The sequence below is a fragment of the Streptomyces sp. NPDC085866 genome (genome assembly GCF_044541035.1).
Lineage (GTDB): Bacteria > Actinomycetota > Actinomycetes > Streptomycetales > Streptomycetaceae > Streptomyces.
The window spans coordinates 1-18155 of the sequence record NZ_JBITSQ010000011.1; the positions used below are offsets into that span (position 1 = coordinate 1).

Below are 18155 nucleotides of genomic sequence, written 5' to 3' on the forward strand. Positions count from 1 at the left end.
AGACCTTGTCCAGCGGGATGCCGTCGAACAGCACCCGCATGTCCTCGATCGAGTCGATCGCCACACCGACCTTGCCGACCTCACCGGACGCGAGGTCGGCGTTGCTGTCGTACCCCATCTGGGTGGGCAGGTCGAAGGCGACCGACAGGCCCATGGTCCCGTTGGCGATCAACTGCTGGTAGCGGGCGTTGGACTCGACCGCGGTGCCGAAACCGGCGTACTGGCGCATGGTCCACGGCCGGCCCGCGTACATCGTCGGATGGACACCGCGGGTGAAGGGGTAGGCCCCCGGCTCGCCGAGCCTGCCCGCGGGGTCCCAGCCGTCGAGGGCGTCAGGCCCGTACACCGGCTCGACGGGCAGCCCTGATTCCGATGTGCGCATTTCTCGTTCCCCCGTGTTTCTGTTCCCCCGTGACCGCGAGCGCGGTCGCTCAGATGCGCGTGTCGAGGACGTACTTGCCCCTGGAGGCGCGCGTCTCCAGCAGTTCGTGGGCGTGCGCGACGTCCTTCAGCGGCAGCACCGTGGTGTCGACCCGCACCTCGCCGGCCGCCACGTGCGCGAGCGCCTGCTCCAGATGCGTACGCAGCAGTTCGGGAGCGCGGCCGGCGACGCCGCCCAGGTTGTAGCCCGCCAGCGAACTGTTCGTGTACCAGGGGTGGTTGCCCTCGAAGGTGACGTCGCTGTCGGCCGCGTTACCGAAGATCACATGCCGGCCGAACGCGGCGAGCAGGCCGGTCACCTCGGAGCGGAAGCTCCCGCCGACCGAGTCCAGGACGAGGTCGGCGCCCCGGCCGCCGGTGCGCTCGGCGACCTCGTCCGCCAGCTGCTCGTAGGGGACGACGCTGTCGTAGCCGAAGGTGCGCGCGTACTCCGCCTTGTCCGCGGAGCTGGTCGCGCCGATCACCGTGCCCGCGCCGAGGACGCGCGCCAGCTGGGCCGCGGCCGTACCGACACCGCCCGCGGCGGCGAGCACCACCACGGTCTCGCCCGCGGCCAGATGGCCCGCCGAGGTGAGCACGCCCAGCGCCGTCGTCACATTGCACAGCGCACCGGCGGCCGCCGCACGGTCGACACCGGCGAGGCGGCCGGTCAGCGGTACGACGTGCGCGGCGGGGACGGCCACCACGTCGGCGTTGCCGCCGCCGCCCAGGGTCAGCGCGGCCACCTCCTCGCCGACGGTGAGGCCGGTCACGCCCTCGCCGATCGCGCGGACGGTGCCGACGGCCTCCAGGCCCGGGAAGTGCGGCAGATCGACGGGGAACTGGCCCCGGCGGAACATCACTTCCGCGAAGTTGACGCCGGCGTAGCGCACGTCGACGGTGACTTCCCCGGCCTGCGGCTCGGGGGGCGTGAGTTCGGTGACGGCGAGGACCGAGGGGTCGCCGAAGGTGTCGAAGCGGACGACGCGTGACTGGCTCATCGGATGGTGATCTCTCCAAGTGTGGTGGCGGGCCCGTGCCCGGTGAGCAGGACCGTCTCCTCGGGGCAGAGCCGGGCTACTTCCCGTACCGAGACCTCGAGGCTCGCGGGGCTGGCGCCCGGGGCGTCCGCGCGGCCCCTGCCGGTGGCGAGCAGGGTGTCTCCCGTGGCGAGCAGCGGGCGGTCGCCGTCGAAGCGGAACATGCTGGATCCCCCGGTGTGGCCCGGTGTGTGCAGCACCGTGACCAGGCCGGCGGCGAAGGTCAACTCACCGCCCTGCGCGGGCAGTTCGCGGACCTCCTCCGGCTCCTGGTCGGGGTGTCCGACCAGGAGCTCCCGGGGGAAGGTGTCCGGCAGACCCTTGGCGGGGGCGCCGAACTGGTAGCGGTCGGCCGGGTGGATCCAGGCCGGGATGCCGTACCGCCGGGCGAGCGGGACGGCGTCCCAGGTGTGGTCCATGTGGCCGTGGGTGATCAGCACTGCTTCGGGTTCCAGGCGGTGCTCGCGCACGGCCCGCTCCACCGCGCCGGCGGCGTCGTGACCTGGGTCGACGATGAGACAGGGCTGCCCGGGGCCCGAGGCCACGATGTGGACGTTGGTTCCGAAGCGACCGGTGGTGGCAGACAGTGCGAGCATGCGCCCACCCTGCCCACCGCGACATTCATATGTCAACTGTCACCAGTAAAACAGAACTCTGTCTTATGGTCTAACACGAGTGACGAGCCGCGGGCGCGAACCGGATCCGCCCGCAGGGAGGTTGTGCAAGTGAAGGCAGTGGCCATCAACCAGTACGGCGGACCCGAGGTCCTGCAGCTCATGGACCTTCCCGAGCCCAAGCTGGGCCCGGACCTGGTCCTGGTGCGGGTCGCGTACGCGGGCGTCAACCCCGCGGACTGGAAGATCCGCGAAGGCTACATAGACGACTGGTTCGAGGCGCACTTCCCGATGGTGATGGGCTGTGACGTGTCCGGGGTGGTCGAGCGGACCGGCATCGGCGTGACCGAGTTCGCCCCCGGCGACGAGGTCGTCGGCTACGTCCGCTGCGACCACATGCAGCGCGGCACCTACGGCGAGCTGGTCGCCGCTCCCGTGCGCACCCTCGCGCACAAGCCGGCCGGCCTGGGCCTGCGGGAGGCCGCGGGCCTGCCCGCCGCCGGGCTCACCGCCTACCAGGCGCTCCGCCGCCATCTGCGCCTCGCGGCGGGCGAGGTGCTGCTGGTGCACGCGGCGGCGGGCGGGGTCGGTTCGCTGGCCGTGCAGATAGCCCGGGAGCTGGGGGCCACCGTCATCGGCACCGCGAGCGAACGCAACCACGACTACCTGCGTTCCCTCGGCGCCCTGCCGGTCACCTACGGTCCGGGCCTGGCCGAGCGGGTGAGGGCACTGGCGCCCGGCGGCGTGGACGCGGTGTTCGACCTGATGGGCGGGGAGACCCTGCAGGCCTCGCCGGCCCTGCTGCGGCCGGGCGGACGCCTGGCCTCGATCTCGGGCGACGTCGTCGCGCTGGGCGGCCACTACGTGTTCGTACGCCCCGACGCGGCCGACCTCGCCGAGCTGGCCGCGATGGCCGGACGGGAGGCGGTACGGGTGCACGTCAGCGCCGAGTTCCCGCTCGCGGAGGCGGCCCGGGCGCACGAACTCGTGGCGACCGGGCACGTCCGGGGCAAGGTGGTGCTGAACGTCGACGGGTGACACCGCCACCCGAACGTCAACAGGTCACCGCAGCCTGAACTTCTGCAAAGGGCCGTCCTCGCTCCGAGGACGGCCCTTCGTCGTGTCCGCGCAACCGGCAGGACACCCCGGTGGCCCCGGCCGGCCATGTTCCAGCGGTTCTTGAGTGAGTCTCCAGCAGCCCATACCGGGGTCCTCAGCCGTTCCCCGCGCGCTCTTCGATCAGGCACTGGGGGCGGCTGCCAGACTGGTCGTACGCCGCAGGGAGCCGCATCGGAGCGCCTCCCCCACGCCATGCAGAGCCCCTTTTCCGAGCCGCATGTGCGCCCGCGTGCCCCGCATCCCCCCAACCCGATATCCCCCCCAGATCCGAGATTCCCCACCCGAAATCCCCCCACCCGAAATCCCCCCCCCGCGATCCCGCCGATCCGAGTTCTCCCGATCCGAGTTCCCGAGTTCCGCGTTCCGAGTTCCCCCAAGTCGAACGGACTGCGTCATGCCCCTTGCCCAGCAGGAGCGAACCGTTGCGCCTGCGGCCCCACTCTCCTACCAGCGCCCCATGGACCGGGCACTGGTGCACCGCACCGCGGTGATGGAGGTGTTCGTCACGGACGCCGCCCGGCTGGGCGAGGACACCTTCGCGGTGGCGCTGCAGGGGCCGCGGGCACACGCCTACTACAACGACCACGCCTGGCGCCCCGAGCTGCTCGACCCGCTGTTCCTCCTCGAGGCCGCCCGGCAGGCGGTGACCGTCGTCGCCCACCAGTGGCTGGACGTGCCCTACGGCACCTCGTTCCTGATCAGCGAGTGGACGACCGGGTTCACCGACGTGGCGGCGCTGCGCGCCGACGGCGGGGCGCCCGCGGAGTTCGTCATCGAGGTCGCCGCCCGTGAGCTGAAGCGGCGCGGCACCCGGCTGCTCGCCGCGACGCTCGAGTGCGCCTTCGTCGTCGGCGGGCACCGCGTGGGCACGAGCACCGTGACCGCCGGATACCTCAGCGGCGACGGCTACCACGCCCACCGCGCGAAGAGCCGCGGCAGCGTCCCGCCGATGTCCTCGGCGATGCCCGCCGAGCGCGCCGGCGTGCTGGTCGACCCGGCTCTGGTGGGCCGGGAGCTGGCGCACAACGTTGTCCTGGTGGACTCCCGCAGCACCGCCGACGGCATCGAGGCCCGCCTCGACGTGCCGGTGCGGCACGCGGCGATGTACGACCATCCGCTCGACCACGTGCCCGCGATGGCCCTGTTGGAGGCGGCCCGGCAGATCGCCGTGCTCGCCGACGGCCGGGGTCCGGGCGACGTGTATCCGCACCGCTTCCACGCCGCCTTCCACCGGTTCGTGGAACTCGACAGCCCCGTCACGGTGCGCGCCCACCGGGACGGCGGGCAGGTGACCGTGGACTTCCACCAGGACGACGCCGTGCTGTGCACCGCCACGATCGGCGTCGCGGCCGCTGCGTCCGACGACGGGCGGTGAGGCCGGCATGGAGCTGACGTCCCCGCTCGGACTCGTCGCCGGGGCCTGGTACCCGCCCGAGTCGCAGACGGTGCAGGACGCGGTCGCCTGCGGCGACATCGACGCCCCCACCGCCCGCGACCTCGGCTACACCTCCCTGCCGGTGAGCACCGAGGTGGCCCCGCCCGACATGGCCACGGAAGCCGCCCGCGAAGTGCTGCTGCGCTGCGGCGCCCGGCCCGAGGAGCTGTCGCTGCTGCTGCACGCCAGCGTCCACCACCAGGGCCACGACGCCTGGTCGGCCCCGCACTACGTGGCCGAACGGCTCGGCGCGCACATGGCCGTGCCGATCGGGCTGCTGCAGCAGTGCAACGGCGGGGCCATCGGCATCGAGACGGCCGCCGCCCGGCTGCTGGCCGACCCGGCGGCGGGTCCCGCCCTGGTGACCACCGCCGACCGCTTCCTGATGCCGAGCTGGCACCGCTGGCGCAGCGACTACGGGATGGCGGCCGGTGACGCGGCCACCGCGGTCCTGGTCCACCGGGCCGACGGCGCGCTCCCGGCCGACCTGCTGCTGCACGCGATCGGCACCACGGTCGCCGCCGAGCTGGAGGTGATGCACCGCGGTGACGACGAGCTCAACGCCACCCCCATGGGGCACAGCCCGATGATCGACGTACGCCGCACCAAGCGCGCCTTCATCAAGGCCTACGGGGTCGAGCGGTTCACCAAGACCGCTCACGACCGCATCCGGGCCGCGGTGGACCTCTGCCTGCGGCGCGCCGGACTCGCCCCGGACGACCCCCGGCTGCGGTACGCCGTGATCCCGCGCCTGGGCACCAAGGCGATGGACGAGGCGTACCTCCCGCCGCTGCGCGAGTCGACCTCGGCCGAACCCCTCGACCTCGGCCGCGCCACCGGACACGTGGGCGCGGGCGATCTGAACGCCTCGCTCGCCGACCTGGCCCGGGGCGACCGGCTGGCCCCCGGCCAGTACGCGCTCGTGCTCAACGGCGGGGGCGGCTTCACCTTCACGGCCATGGCCGTGAGCCGGCCCTGACCGGGACACCGGCACCGACAGGACTCCGACACCGGGTGTCCTCTCCCATCCCATCCATCCCTGTTTCTCCCAGGAGTTGCACATGTCCGCCAACCAGGACCGCCTCTTCGCCCTCATCGTCGACAAGCTGGGCGTCGCGCTCGAGGAGCTGAACGCCGAAGCCACCTTCGACGCCCTGGACTTCGACTCGCTGGCCCTGATCGAGCTGAGCGTCGCCGTGCAGAAGGAGTTCGGCGTGCAGATCGACGAGACCGCGCTCACCCCGGAGAACACCATCGGTGACGTGCTGCGCAGCATCGACGCCGAGCAGGTGACCGTCTGATGCGAGCCGTCCGCACCGAGCGCTTCGACGTCGCGGTCACCGGCGTCGGCCTGGTCACCCCGGCCGGCATCGGCGTCGAGGCCAATGTCGAGCGGGTCTGGTCCGGCACCGCGACGGCCGCCCGCGATCCCGAACTGACCGGGCTCCCGGTCGACTTCAGCTGCCGTGTGCCCGGATTCGACGCCGGGGCGCTGCTGGGCCGGCGCACCGCGGTGCGGATGGACCCGATCAGCCACTTCGGGGTGGTCGCCGCCCGCCAGGCCGTGCAGGACGCAGGTCTGGACCCGGCGGCCTGGGACGGCGCCCGCGTCGGCGTCGTCATGGGTACGTCCCTGGGCGGCTGGTCCACCGTCGAGCGGGAGCACGGCAAGCACCTGTCCGACGGACCCGGATTCGTCTCGCCGCTGCTGATGGTGATGGGCCCGGTCAACATGACGGCCGGCTACATCGCGATGGACCTCAAGGCGCTCGGCCCCAACCAGGTCGTCTCCACCGCCTGCGCCTCCGGCAACACCGCGATCGGCTACGCCCGTGCGCTGCTGGAGTCCGGGGCGTGCGACATCGTCCTGGCCGGCGGCGCCGAGGCGGCGATGAGCCCGACCGCCATGGCCAGCCTGGCCCGCGCGGGCGCCCTGTCGACCCGCTCGGACGACCCGGCCGGCGCCTCCCGGCCCTTCGACGCCGACCGCGACGGGTTCGTGGCCGGCGAGGGTGCCGCGGTGCTGGTCCTGGAGCGGGTCGAGGACGCCCGGGTGCGCGGCGCCCGCGTCCGCGCCCGGATCAGCGGCTTCGGCGCCTCCGCCGACGGCCACCACGCCTCCGCGCCCGACCCGACGGGCGGGGGTGCCGAGCGGGCGATCCGGGCCGCGCTCGCCGACGCGCTCATCGAGCCGGGCGAGGTCGACCACGTCAACGCGCACGGCACGTCGACGCCCCTCAACGACAAGACCGAGTCGGGGGTCATCCGCCGGGTGTTCGGCGAGCGGCCCGCCGTCACGTCCACCAAGGGCGTGGTGGGGCATCTGCTGGGCGCCGCCGGCGCGGCCGAGGCCGTCTACACGGTGCTCGCCGTCGAGCAGGGCCTGGTGCCGCCCACCGCCAACCTCTCCTCCCTCGACCCCGAGGTGCAGGTGGACGTCGTCGCCAAGGAGGCCCGCCCGATGCGGATCGGCGCGGCGGTCAACAACTCCTTCGGCTTCGGCGGGCAGAACGCGGTGATCGCGGTGACGCCGGCATGACCGCGACCGACGCCCCCGGGGGCCGCTCCGTGCTGGTCACCGGGGGCAACCGGGGCATCGGCCTGGCCGTGGCCCGGGTGCTGGCCGCGCGGGGCGACCGGGTCGCCGTCACCTACCGCTCGGGCGAGCCGCCCGAGGGCCTGTTCGCGGTGCGCTGCGACGTCACCGACGAGGCGCAGGTCGAGCGGGCGTTCAAGGAGGTGGAGGCCGCGCACGGCCCGGTCGAGGTCCTGGTGGCCAACGCCGGGATCACCCGGGACCGGCTGCTGCTGACACTGGACGACGACGACGTCGACGCGGTGCTCGACACCAACCTGCGCGCGGTGATCCGGGTCGCCAAGCACGCGGCCCGCGCCATGCTGGGCCGCCGCTGGGGACGGATGGTCCTGATCTCCTCGGCGGTCGCCTTCACCGGGTCGCCGGGCCAGACCAACTACACGGCCGCCAAGGCCGGCCTGGTCGGTCTCGCCCGCTCCCTGTCCTGGGAGCTGGGCAGCCGCGGCATCACCGTCAACGTCGTGGCGCCCGGAATGATCGAGACCGACATGATCCAGGACCTGCGCCCGGCTCGCCGCGGCGAGTACCTGAGCATGACGCCGCTGGGGCGGACCGGCACTCCCGAGGACGTGGCCCACGCGGTGGCCTTCCTCACCGGCGAGCAGGCCTCCTACATCACCGGTGCCGTGGTGCCGGTCAGCGGCGGCCTCGGCATGGGCTACTGACGGCTCGCCGGCGCTTCCCGTACCGCATCAGCAAGCCACAACCATTAGGGGGACTTTCCATGGCCGTCGGTGTTCTGTCGATCGGCTCCCACACGCCCGACCGGATCGTCGACAACCAGCAGATCAGCGAGTGGACGGGCATGTCCGCCGAGTGGGTCGCCGAACGCACGGGCATCCTCGAGCGCCGCTACGCGGAGCCGGGCACCACCACCTCCGACCTCGCCCTGCCCGCGGCCCGCGAGGCGCTGGACGGGCTCGGCCCCGAGGTGCGCGAACAGCTGGCCGCCCTGATCGTGGCGACCTGCACCCCGGACGTGCCACAGCCGTCGACGGCTTCGATCCTCCAGCACAAGCTGGGCCTCGACGCCCTGCCCGCCTTCGACGTCAACGCCGTGTGCAGCGGCTTCCTGTACGGTCTCGCCGTCGCCGAGGGCCTGATCGCCACCGGGCGGCAGGGCTCGTACGCGCTGCTGGTCGGCGCGGACATGTTCTCCACCATCATGGACCGCGACGACCGCCGCACGGTGAGCCTGTTCGGCGACGGCGCGGGCGCGGTGCTGCTGGGCCAGGTGCCCGACGGCTACGGCCTGCAGTCGCTGCGGCTGGTCACCAACGGAGAGCTCAACCACTACGTGGGCGTGGAGGCGGGCGGCACCCGCACCCCGCTCGACCAGCGGGCCCGGGACGCCGGCGAGCACTTCTTCCGGATGGACGGGCGCGCGGTGCGCGACTACGCGCTGGGCGTGCTCGACAAGCTCGGCAACGAGGTGCTCGACGAGTGCGGGCTGCGCCTGGACGAGGTGGACCGGTTCGTCTTCCACCAGGCCAACACCCGGCTGCTGGAGACCTTCGTCGAGCGGGCCGGGATCGACCCGGAGCGGGTCGTCTACACCGCGCCCCACCTCGGCAACACGGTCGCCGCGTCGGTCCCCCTCACCCTGCACGCCGCGCACCGCGCCAAGCCCTTCACCCGCGGCGAGCGGGTGCTGCTCGCCTCGGTGGGCGGCGGCATGACCGCCGGGGCCGCCCTCCTGAACTGGTACTGACCCCAGTCCCCCCACTCACGAATGGAGGAGCCATGCGGCTCCACGGAAAGACCATCGTCGTCACCGGCGGTACCCGGGGACTCGGCCGGGCGATCACCGAGGCCTACCTGGCCGAGGGCGCCTCGGTGATCGCCGCCGCCCGCAACCCGTACGACATCAAGGAACTCGCCGACGAGCACGGCGACCGGCTCCGCTTCCACTACGCCGACGTCACCCACGAGGCCTCGGTCGCCGACCTGATGGCGGCGGCCGTGGAGACGTCCGGCCGGCTCGACGTGCTGGTCAACAACGCCGGCACCAGCCGCGACGGGAAGATCTCCCGGCTCAGCCTGGACGACTGGAACACCACGCTGGCCACCAACGTGACCGGGGTGTTCCTGTGCACGAGGGCGGCTGCGGGGCACATGAGCGCGCAGGGCGGCGGCCGGATCATCAACGTGTCGTCCTGCGTGGCCAGCCGGGCCGCGGTGGGCGCCGCCGCCTACAGCGCGAGCAAGGCGGCCGTGGAGATGTTCACCCGCACCTCGGCGGCCGAGCTGGCCCCGAAGAACATCGCCGTCAACTGCCTCTCGCCGGGTTACATCAACGAGGGCATGGGCAAGGACCTCGCGGCCAACGCCCGTGCCTGGGACACCTACCGGGGCCGCCTGCTGTCGGGCCGCCTGGGCGACCCGAAGGAGGTCGCGGACGCCGCGGTGTTCCTCGCCTCCCAGGAGTCCAGCTACGTCAACGGCAGTGTGCTGGAGGTCAACGGGGGCCTGATGTGGGCGGCCTGACGACCGGCCGGAACGTGCTGGTGGTCGGCGCGGGCCCGGTCGGCCTGCTGATCGCCTGTGAACTGCTGCAGCACGACATCCCGGTCCGGGTGGTGGACGCCGGGCGCGGCACCACCGCGCACTCGAGGGCCAACGTGGTGTGGCCGCGCAACCTCGAACTGCTCGACCGGATCGGGGTGACCGAGGAGCTGGTCTCCCGCGGCCACCGGCTGGCGGGCACCGCCTTCTACTCGCGCGGGCGCCGGCTGTCCACGGCCTGGATGAGCAGGCTCGCGGACGCCCCGTACCCCTTCGCGCTGACCATCCCCCAGCACGAGACCGAGCGGGTGCTGCGCGAGCGGCTCACCGAGCTGGGCGGCACGGTCGAGGAGGGGGTGCGGCTGACCGCTCTGGACAACTCCGGTCCGCTGCCCGTGGTCAAGCTGGAGCACGAGGACGGGCGGACGGAGCAGACGGAGCCGGACTGGCTGATCGGCGCGGACGGCGCCCACAGCACCGTGCGCAAGCAGCTCGGCATCGCCTACGACGGTCCGCCGGTGGACGTCTCCTTCGCCATCACCGACGCCCGGCTTTCGACCACCCTGTCCGAGGACCTGTCCCACTACTGCTACTCCCCGAGCGGCGCGATCGTGCTCGGCCCGATGGGCGGGGGCGTGCACCGCATCGCGCTGAATGTGCCGCACGACGCCTTCGACGAGGAGCACCCGCCGCCGGCCGAGCTGTTCCAGCGGATGGTCGACGAGCGGGCGGCCGGCCGCAGCCGGGTCGAGGAGCTGCTGTGGAGCGGCTCCTTCCGGGTGCGGGTGCGCATCGCCGCCCGGTTCCGCGCGGGCCGCTGCTTCCTGGCGGGCGACGCCGCCCATGTGATCAGCCCGGCCGGCGGCCAGGGCATGAACACCGGGATGCAGGACGCCTTCAACCTCGCCTGGAAGCTGTCCGGGGTGCTGCGCGGCGACTTCGGGGAGGAGATCCTCGGCTCGTACGACGCCGAGCGGCGCACGGTCTCGCACCAGGTGGCCCGCTCCACCGAACTGCTCACCAAGGCGGGTGTGGTCAGCACCCCGGCGAAGGTGGCGCTGCGGGACGCGGCGTTCTGGGCCGCCGACCGCACCGGGCTGTTCCAGCGCAAGGTCGCCCCCCAGCTCAGCCAGACCGATGTCAGCTACGGCGAGAAGCACCCGCGGCTGCCGGTCCGGTCGGCCGGCGGCCGGGCGGCCGGGCGCGGCACCTCGCCCTGGCCCGAGATCGACCGCGACCGGCCCACCGCCCTGCTGTGGCCCGGTACCCGCACTCCGCCGCCCGGCTGGGCCGGCACCCGGGACCGGCTGCGCGAGGCGCTGGCGCCCGCCCCGGTGGTGGAGCTGGACCGCGCGGTCGCCCCGGCGCTCGCCAGGGCGCTGGGACCGGCGCCCACCGTGGCGCTGGTCCGCCCGGACGGCCACCTTCTGTCGCGCGTCGACCCCGCCGATCCGCAGCGGGCGGCCGGCCTGCTGACGCGGGCGACGCACCGCACCACCCCGCAGCAACCTGGAGGAACACCACAGTGACGACCGATCCGTCCGGCCTGGCCGAGCCCTTCCACCCCGCCGCGCCCGACCGTCCCGTGGTGGCGTTCTTCGACGCCGACGAGACGCTGATCGCGATGAAGACCCCGTTCTCGCTGCTGCGCTACCGGCTCCGGCAGCAGGGCGACGTCTCGGGCGCGGAGTACGAGCGCCAGGTCGAGCCGCTTCGCCGGCTCGCCAAGCTGGGGGTGACCCCGGTGGAGGTGGTGTCCAAGTTCTACGAGCTGTTCGCGGGCGTGCCGTGGCAGGAACTGCGGGCGGACGCCCGCAACTGGTACGCCGAACTGCGCGCCCAGGGCTGCCCGTTCATCGAGCCGGTCGTCGCCCGGCTGCGCCGGCACCAGGCGGCGGGGCACCACACGGTGGTGATCTCCGGGTCCTGGCCCGCCACGCTGTACCCGATCACCGAGGACCTGGGCATCGACCTGGTGCTGTGCACCGAGCCGGACATCGACGCGCAGGGCCGGATGACCGGGGCGATCCGGCACGCGATGTTCGGGCCCGCGAAGGGCGACGCGATGCAGGAGGCGCTGGCGAAGTTCGGCGCGGACCCGGCCGACTGCCACGCCTACGGCGACGACCCCGGCGATCTGACCATGCTGCGCCGCGTCGGGCACCCCACGGTGGTCGGCGACCACCCGGCGATGCTGCGGACCGCCACGGACGAGGGCTGGGAGGTCCTCCCGGCCCGGCTGGCCGCGGGCACCCGGCGCCAGCCGGTGTGAGGGGCCTGCGACAAGGACCGGCCCCGAGGGCGCGCTGCGCCTTCGGGGCCGGTCGGCATGGGGGCGCGGGTCAGCGGACGCCGACCGCCGCCGGGAGGTCCGCGAGCCGTTCCAGGGCGGCGGGGGACAGCCGCAGGGAGCCGGCGGCGACGTTCTCCTCGAGGTAGCGGCGGGTCTTGGTGCCGGGGAGCACGGCCACGTGGTCGCCCTGCGCCAGCACCCAGGCCAGCGACACCTGGGCGACGGAGGCCCCGGTCTCCTCGGCCGCCTCGCGCACCCGCTCGATGATCGCCTGGTTGGCGGTGAGGGCCTCGGGCTGGTACCGGGCGAGCCCGTGCCGGCCGTCGGCCTTCGGCAGGTCCCCGGGGGAGGAGATGCGGCCGGAGAGGAAGCCGCGGCCCAGCGGGGCGAACGCGATGAAGGCGATGCCCTCGCCGCCGCAGTACTCCACCACCCCGTTGTCGAGCGACTCGCGGCTCCACAGCGACAGTTCGCTCTGCACCGAGGCCACCGGGTGAACGGCCTGCGCCCGCCGGATCTCCGCCACGGACGCCTCGGAGAGGCCGAGCGCACCGAGCTTGCCCGCGGCGACGAGTTCGGACAGCGCCCCCCAGCTCTCCTCCACCGGGACCTCGGGGTCGATGCGGTGGAGCTGGTAGAGGTCGATGTGGTCCACCCCGAGCCGGGTCAGGCTCGCCTCGACGGCGGCGCGCAGGTGCTCGGGGCGGCCGTCGCGGTGACTGCGGTAGGTGGCCGGGTCGTCGACGACGAGGCCGCCCTTGGTGGCCAGCAGCACCTGGTCCCGGCGTTCCTTCAGCGCCTTCAGGGCCTTGCCGACCAGGAGTTCGTTCGTGAAGGGGCCGTACTGGTCGGCGGTGTCGATCAGGTCCACGCCGAGCTCGACGGCCCGGTGGACGACGGCGATCGACTCCGCCTCGTCACGGCCGAGTTCGTCGTACCCCCACGACATGCCCATGCAGCCGAGCCCGACGCTCGCGAAGCTCCGGCCCCGGCCGCCCAGTTGTATCTCGCGCATCCCCGTGCGCACCGCCTTTCCTCTCCTGTGCCCGCATCCGCAAGACAGAGTCACATCCTTACACAGACCTCTGTCATACGCTATTGACACCGAGAACACACAGACCCTTAATCTATGACAGAGTTCTGTCTCAGCTGACGCCTTTACCTGGCTGCGCACTTGCCAGAGCACCCGTATTCACCAGAGAAGAGGAATCTCCGTGTCAACCGGCAACCCCCGGGCCACACTCGCCGCCGCGTGTGTCGTCGGCCCGCTGATGACCCTCGTGGTCACCGGACCCTCCGTCGCCGTCCCCGACATCAGCGCGGACCTGCACAGCTCCCTGTCCGCCGCCCAGTGGGTGGTGGACGGCTACATGCTCACGGCCTCCAGCAGCCTGGCCGCGATGGGCTCGCTGGCCGACCGGATCGGCCACCGCCGCATGTTCACCTGGGGCATGGCCTTCTTCGCCTTCTGGATGGCCGTCTCGGGCCTGTCGAACAGCATCCTGCTGCTCGACCTCTCGCGGGCCATCGCGGGCTTCGGCAGCGGCGCGGCCCTCGCCTCGATCACCGCGATCGTGGCCCAGTCCTTCGACGACGCCGCCCGCGCCAAGGCGTTCGGGCTCTTCGGCACGTTCCTGGGCGCGGGCCTGGCGTTCGGCCCGATGTTCGGCGGCGCGCTGGTCAACCTGTGGGGCTGGCGCTCGGTCTTCCTGGTCCTGGCCGGCGCCTCCGCCCTGGTGCTGCTGGCCACCCCCATGCTGCCCAGCCCCCAGCCGAACGGTGGTCAGCGCTTCGACTGGAGCGGCACGTTCGCCTTCAGCATCGGCATCGCGCTGTTCGTCCTGGCCCTGGTCGAGGGCCCCGCTCGCGGCTGGAGCGACCCGGCCGTGCTCGCCTCGCTGGCCGGCTTCGTGGTGCTGATGGTGGTGTTCGCCGTGATCGAGCGCCGCAGCGACAACCCCATGTTCGACCTGGGCCTCTTCGCCAACCGGCGCTTCCTGGCCGTGTGCCTGGTGCCGCTGGTCCTGGCCTTCAGCTTCGTCGCGCTGGTCATCGTGCTGCCGCCCTACCTCACCTCCGCCAGCGGCCTTTCCGCGTTCCGCATCGGCATGACCCTGCTGCTGCTCACCGGCCCCTCGCTGGTGGTGCCCGCCGTCACCGGCATGGCCGCGCAGAAGGTCTCCCAGCGCGCCCTGTTCGTGCTGCTGCTGTGCTTCTCGGCGGTCGGTGCCGCCTGGCTGACCGTGATCGAGCCCAGCTCCTCCACGCTCGCGCTGGCCGGTCCGCTGCTCTGCCTCGGCATCGGCTACGGCATCTCGCTGGGCATCCTGGACGGCGCGGCGGTCTCGGCCGTCGAGCCCGAGCGCATGGGCATGGCCGCCGGCATGTTCAACACCGTCCGGCTGACCGCGGACGCCGTGTCCATGGCCGGCCTGGGCGCCCTGGTCACCGTGCTCACCAAGAACGCGCTGGACTCGCACGCGGTGAGCGCCTACCCGGGCGGCGCCGACGAGCTGACCTCCCGCGCCCTGCAGGGCAGCCTGTCCGACGCGGCCGCCAAGGTGCCCGCGGGTGCCCGTGACGCCGTGGTGAAGGCCACCGCGGACGCCTACACCAGCGGACTGCACACCACCATGTGGATCGTCGCCGCCGCCTGCGCGGTGAGCGCGGTGGTCGTCGCCGCACTGCTGTCGGGCAAGAAGCAGGCCGAGGAGCCGGCCCTCGCCGCCGAGCCGGTCGCGGAGCCCACCGCCGTCACGACGGGCGCGGCCCAGTGAGCGTGACGGACACCGTGGCGCCCGCCACCCGGCTGGGACCGATCGAGGTGCTGCCCGACTACATCGGGCAGCAGCTGGTGGAGCGGCTCGGGATCGAGCTGACCGTCTGCCGGCCCGACCTCGTGGTCGCCACCATGCCGGTGGAGGGCAACCGGCAGCCGATCGGACTGCTGCACGGCGGCGCCAACGCGGTGCTCGCGGAGACGGTGGGTTCGATCGCGGCCTGGATGTACGCCGGCACCGACCGCATCATCGTCGGGCAGGAGCTGTCGTGCACCCACCACGCGGGGGTGCGCTCGGGGCTGGTCACCGCCACCTGCACGCCGCTGCACCTGGGGACGTCCTCGGCCACGTACGAAATCGTCATCACCGACGAGCGCGGTCGACGCACCTGCACCGCCAGGCTGACCTGCGCCATCCCCCCGGCACGCCGCAGGCGGGGGAAGTAGATGCCCGGAGTGCTTTATTTCGAGTTCTGCCATATACGAGAATACTGATATGGCGCAAACTACAGCGGAACAACTGGCCGCAGGCCGGCTGGGCCACACCATCAAGCGGGCCGAGCAGGCCCTGATCTCCCGCAAGACCCAGGCACTGCGGGAGTTCGACCTGACCGTGCCGCAGTACTCGATCCTGCTGCTGCTCTCCGTCTCCGACGGCATGTCGGCGGCGCAGCTGGCCCGCGAGTGCCTCGTCACCCCGCAGACCGTGGCCACCGTGCTGGCGAACCTGGAGAAGACCGGGCTCATCGCCCGCGAACCCTCCAAGCTGCACCAGAAGGTGGTCGTCAACCGGATCACACGGACCGGGAGGGCCGTGGCGAAGAAGGCCGACAAGGCGGCCCTCCAGGTGGAGGGGGCGCTCAGCGCCGCCTTCGAGCCCGAGGAACGTGCCCGCTTCGAGGAGTACCTGGAGCGAGCCATCGCCACACTGGCCGAGCTCGGGTGAACACGGCACGGGTCCTGGGGCCCGTGCCGTATCGCTTTGCGTCGGCCCCCGCAGCACAGGCGGGGGCTCCGACGACCTGTCTGCTCCAGGCCATGGGCCGTAGGTGAGATGTCTGTAACAGACAAATGAAAGATCTTGCAGCGTAACCGGTCAGGCCCATAGTTTGAATAACTAAGACAGACCTCTGTCATAGCAGCAGACGCTGTTCAAGAGGTATCACCTCCGCGCCCCCCGCGAGGCCGGCAGGCCCGGCCGGGGTGCCCGGGGTCGTCATAATGGGGGAACTGTGCACATACGAGTCCTCGGTCCGCTGACCGTCCTGGACGACGAGATGCGACCGATCCAGCTCGCACCCAAACCGAAACGACTCCTCGCCATGCTGGCCATGGACGCGGACCGGGCGATCTCCGTCCACTCCCTGGAACAGGAACTGTGGGGAGACGCGCCGCCACGCACGGCCACCGCCACCATCCAGACGTACATCGGACAGATCCGGCGCAGCCTGGCCACCGCTCTCGGCATCAGCGTCGCCGAGGCCGCCGAAACCATCCTCGTCACCGAAGGCAGCAGCTACCTCCTGTCCAGCGCCCGCACCACGCTCGACATCACGGAGTACGAGCGGCTGGCCGAGGCGGGTGCCCGGGCGGTCCGGCACGGTGACTACGCACGCGGCGCCGTCCTGCTGCGCGAGGCACTCTCCCTGTGGCGCGGGGCTCCCCTGGTCAACGTGGAGACCGGCGAGCTGCTCGGCGCCCGGGTCCTGCACCTGGAGGAGTCCCTGCTGTGCGCACAGGAGCACCGCATCTTCGCGGACCTGCAGTGCGGAGTGCACCGCAACCTGATCGCCGAGCTGTCCGAGCTGACGTCCCTTCACCCGCTGCACGAGAATCTCCACGGCCATCTGATGCTGGCGCTGTACCGCAGCGGACGGCGGGCCGAGTCGCTCGCCGTGGTGCGCAGACTCCGCCGCCGGCTGGTGTCCGAACTCGGCCTGGAGCCCTCGCCGTTCCTGCTGCAGATGGAACAGGACATCCTGCGCGGCGAGGCATCTCTCGACCCCACCCCGGCGTCCCGCACGACCTGCACCCAGGACCCCCACCGCTTCGAGCTGGCGCTCGCCTCCGCCGCGGGCTGAGCCCTTCCTGAGGCCGCACAAGGGGCCGGGCGCGGACCGTGTGTCCGCGCCCGGCCCTCACGGTGTACGGCCGGCCGACGGCACCCTCAGACCGTCGCGCCCACCAGCACACCGGACCAGGTGAACCCGGCCCCCGCGCTCACCACCAGGGCGTACTCGCCCCGGGAGAGCAGCCGCCCCGAACGGAGTTCGGCGAGGCTCGCCGCGAGGTCGCCCGCGCCCAGGTGCCCGGTGTCCTGCCCCACCCGCAGCAGTTCGGCACCGTCCAGCTCGCCGAGGACCGGGGCGTACGCCAGGTCGATGGTCTTGCGGCCGAGCCGGGGCGGCACGACGTACCGCAGCCGGGCGCCGGAGACCTGGAGAGCCGGGGCCTCGAGGCAGGCGGACGCCACCCGGCGCAGGGCCTCCGCGCTCGCCTTGCCGAATCCTTCGATCCCCTCGGCCTGAAGGAACGCCTTCTTGGTGCGCCGCACGTCGACGCGCTCGCTGATCGAGCGGGGGGCCGGGCCGAACGGGTCGTCCCCGCGGTGCATGCGCTCCAACTGGGGCGCGGCCACGGTGGCGATCGAGTGGAGCAGCAGGTCGGCCGGGCGCAGGCCGGGGTCGTGCAGGACGAGGGCGGTGGCGCCGTCGCCGTAGCCGATTCCGTAGTCACCGCTCCAGCGGTCGAAGCCGGGGTCGGCGAACCGGTCGGCCGTGGTGATCAGGGCGGCGCCCAGCTCCGGTTCGGCGAGCAGCCGGGCGGCCGCCAGCTCCAGGGCGGCCGCGCCGCCGTTGCACACCTGCTGGATGCCGATGGGTGTGGCGGCGTCGGCGTCGAGCCGGTCGGCTATGTAGTGGGGCGGAGACCACAGGTCGTGGCCCTGGTAGTGAATCCAGGCATGCAGCAGGAGGGCGACCGACCCGGCGTCCAGCCCGGCATCCGCCAGCGCGCGGCGCGCGGCCTCGACGGCCAGGTCGGGCGCGGCCTGATCGGCGACCGGCAGCGCACTGTGGCCGAGCTCCTCGGCCGTCTCGGAGTCGATCAGCCCCTGACGCACTGCCTCGGACGCGCTCTGGCGCCGCTCGGGGAGCCACAGCGTGGGACCGGAAATTCCGAAGGGACGGGAAAAGTGCATGTGACCATGAGTATCAGAAGTCTGTCACTCAATCTAGCCCTGTCGTAACCGGTGATCAGGCTGTATACCAGAACAATGACTCACTCATGACTTCGCCCGCAGTCACGAGACACCGGGTCGACAGGCACCCTGAGAGCTTCCTCACAGAAACAGGA

Annotated in this window: 19 protein-coding genes; 14 read left to right on the top strand and 5 right to left on the bottom strand. The window is 72.4% G+C overall.

Annotated features, from left to right (window positions below):
- The 3 genes from ACIF83_RS27105 to ACIF83_RS27115 all read right to left on the bottom strand — a co-directional run.
- The coding region (locus ACIF83_RS27105) for a methylmalonyl-CoA mutase family protein (protein WP_399730741.1) at positions 1–382 on the bottom strand (382 nt) is incomplete at its 3' end.
- Between the two features lie 49 nt (positions 383–431).
- On the bottom strand, positions 432–1421 hold the full coding sequence (locus ACIF83_RS27110; protein WP_393474975.1) for a zinc-binding alcohol dehydrogenase family protein: 990 nt from the start codon (positions 1419–1421) through the stop codon (positions 432–434).
- Positions 1418–2056, bottom strand: a complete 639-nt coding sequence (locus tag ACIF83_RS27115; protein WP_393474972.1) for an MBL fold metallo-hydrolase — start codon at positions 2054–2056, stop codon at positions 1418–1420. Before ACIF83_RS27115 ends, ACIF83_RS27110 begins: the two co-directional genes overlap by 4 nt.
- A gap of 129 nt (positions 2057–2185) precedes the next feature.
- Between ACIF83_RS27115 and ACIF83_RS27120 the strand changes: the two genes are divergently transcribed.
- From ACIF83_RS27120 to ACIF83_RS27165, 10 genes are all read left to right on the top strand, one after another.
- Entirely contained in the window at positions 2186–3112 is a 927-nt protein-coding gene (locus ACIF83_RS27120; RefSeq protein WP_393474969.1) for an NADP-dependent oxidoreductase, read from the top strand.
- 538 nt (positions 3113–3650) lie between these two features.
- Positions 3651–4568 (top strand): ScbA/BarX family gamma-butyrolactone biosynthesis protein, encoded by a 918-nt coding sequence (locus ACIF83_RS27125; RefSeq protein ID WP_399730746.1) that lies wholly within the window; start codon positions 3651–3653, stop codon positions 4566–4568.
- A 7-nt stretch (positions 4569–4575) separates the two neighbouring features.
- Positions 4576–5607, top strand: coding sequence for a ketoacyl-ACP synthase III family protein (locus ACIF83_RS27130; RefSeq protein WP_398138800.1), 1032 nt, complete (start codon positions 4576–4578; stop codon positions 5605–5607).
- Positions 5608–5689: 82 nt separating this feature from the next.
- A complete protein-coding gene (locus tag ACIF83_RS27135) occupies positions 5690–5929 on the top strand; it encodes an acyl carrier protein (protein ID WP_393474961.1) in 240 nt (79 codons plus the stop codon).
- Positions 5929–7167, top strand: a complete 1239-nt coding sequence (locus tag ACIF83_RS27140; RefSeq protein ID WP_398138799.1) for a beta-ketoacyl-[acyl-carrier-protein] synthase family protein — start codon at positions 5929–5931, stop codon at positions 7165–7167. Before ACIF83_RS27135 ends, ACIF83_RS27140 begins: the two co-directional genes overlap by 1 nt.
- A complete protein-coding gene (gene fabG / locus ACIF83_RS27145; protein ID WP_393474956.1) occupies positions 7164–7889 on the top strand; it encodes a 3-oxoacyl-ACP reductase FabG in 726 nt (241 codons plus the stop codon). Before ACIF83_RS27140 ends, fabG begins: the two co-directional genes overlap by 4 nt.
- A 59-nt stretch (positions 7890–7948) precedes the next feature.
- The gene (locus ACIF83_RS27150; RefSeq protein WP_398138798.1) at positions 7949–8935 is read left to right on the top strand and encodes a 3-oxoacyl-ACP synthase III family protein; all 987 of its coding nucleotides are present in this window, start codon (positions 7949–7951) and stop codon (positions 8933–8935) included.
- 32 nt (positions 8936–8967) lie between these two features.
- Entirely contained in the window at positions 8968–9711 is a 744-nt protein-coding gene (locus tag ACIF83_RS27155) for an SDR family NAD(P)-dependent oxidoreductase (protein ID WP_393474950.1), read from the top strand.
- Complete coding sequence (locus ACIF83_RS27160; protein WP_393474947.1) at positions 9699–11258, top strand: FAD-dependent monooxygenase; 1560 nt, start codon at positions 9699–9701, stop codon at positions 11256–11258. The genes ACIF83_RS27155 and ACIF83_RS27160 overlap by 13 nt, the downstream gene beginning before the upstream one ends.
- Entirely contained in the window at positions 11255–12001 is a 747-nt protein-coding gene (locus tag ACIF83_RS27165) for an HAD family hydrolase (protein ID WP_393474945.1), read from the top strand. Before ACIF83_RS27160 ends, ACIF83_RS27165 begins: the two co-directional genes overlap by 4 nt.
- 70 nt (positions 12002–12071) lie before the next feature.
- Here the strand turns inward: ACIF83_RS27165 and ACIF83_RS27170 are convergent, their stop codons facing one another.
- On the bottom strand, positions 12072–13049 hold the full coding sequence (locus tag ACIF83_RS27170) for an aldo/keto reductase (RefSeq protein ID WP_393474943.1): 978 nt from the start codon (positions 13047–13049) through the stop codon (positions 12072–12074).
- Between the two features lie 187 nt (positions 13050–13236).
- Here ACIF83_RS27170 and ACIF83_RS27175 point away from each other — a divergent pair, with 187 nt between their 5' ends.
- The 4 genes from ACIF83_RS27175 to ACIF83_RS27190 all read left to right on the top strand — a co-directional run bounded on the left by ACIF83_RS27175 (position 13237) and on the right by ACIF83_RS27190 (position 16882).
- The gene (locus tag ACIF83_RS27175; RefSeq protein ID WP_393474940.1) at positions 13237–14799 is read left to right on the top strand and encodes an MFS transporter; all 1563 of its coding nucleotides are present in this window, start codon (positions 13237–13239) and stop codon (positions 14797–14799) included.
- A gap of 2 nt (positions 14800–14801) precedes the next feature.
- On the top strand, positions 14802–15248 hold the full coding sequence (locus ACIF83_RS27180; RefSeq protein ID WP_393474937.1) for a hotdog fold thioesterase: 447 nt from the start codon (positions 14802–14804) through the stop codon (positions 15246–15248).
- Between the two features lie 49 nt (positions 15249–15297).
- Positions 15298–15747: a MarR family winged helix-turn-helix transcriptional regulator gene (locus tag ACIF83_RS27185; protein ID WP_393474934.1), complete on the top strand. Its 450-nt coding sequence runs from the start codon at positions 15298–15300 to the stop codon at positions 15745–15747.
- Positions 15748–16033: 286 nt separating this feature from the next.
- Positions 16034–16882: a BTAD domain-containing putative transcriptional regulator gene (locus ACIF83_RS27190; protein ID WP_393474931.1), complete on the top strand. Its 849-nt coding sequence runs from the start codon at positions 16034–16036 to the stop codon at positions 16880–16882.
- A gap of 86 nt (positions 16883–16968) precedes the next feature.
- Here the strand turns inward: ACIF83_RS27190 and ACIF83_RS27195 are convergent, their stop codons facing one another.
- Positions 16969–18000, bottom strand: a complete 1032-nt coding sequence (locus ACIF83_RS27195) for a 3-oxoacyl-[acyl-carrier-protein] synthase III C-terminal domain-containing protein (RefSeq protein WP_393474928.1) — start codon at positions 17998–18000, stop codon at positions 16969–16971.
- Positions 18001–18155 lie beyond the last annotated feature (155 nt).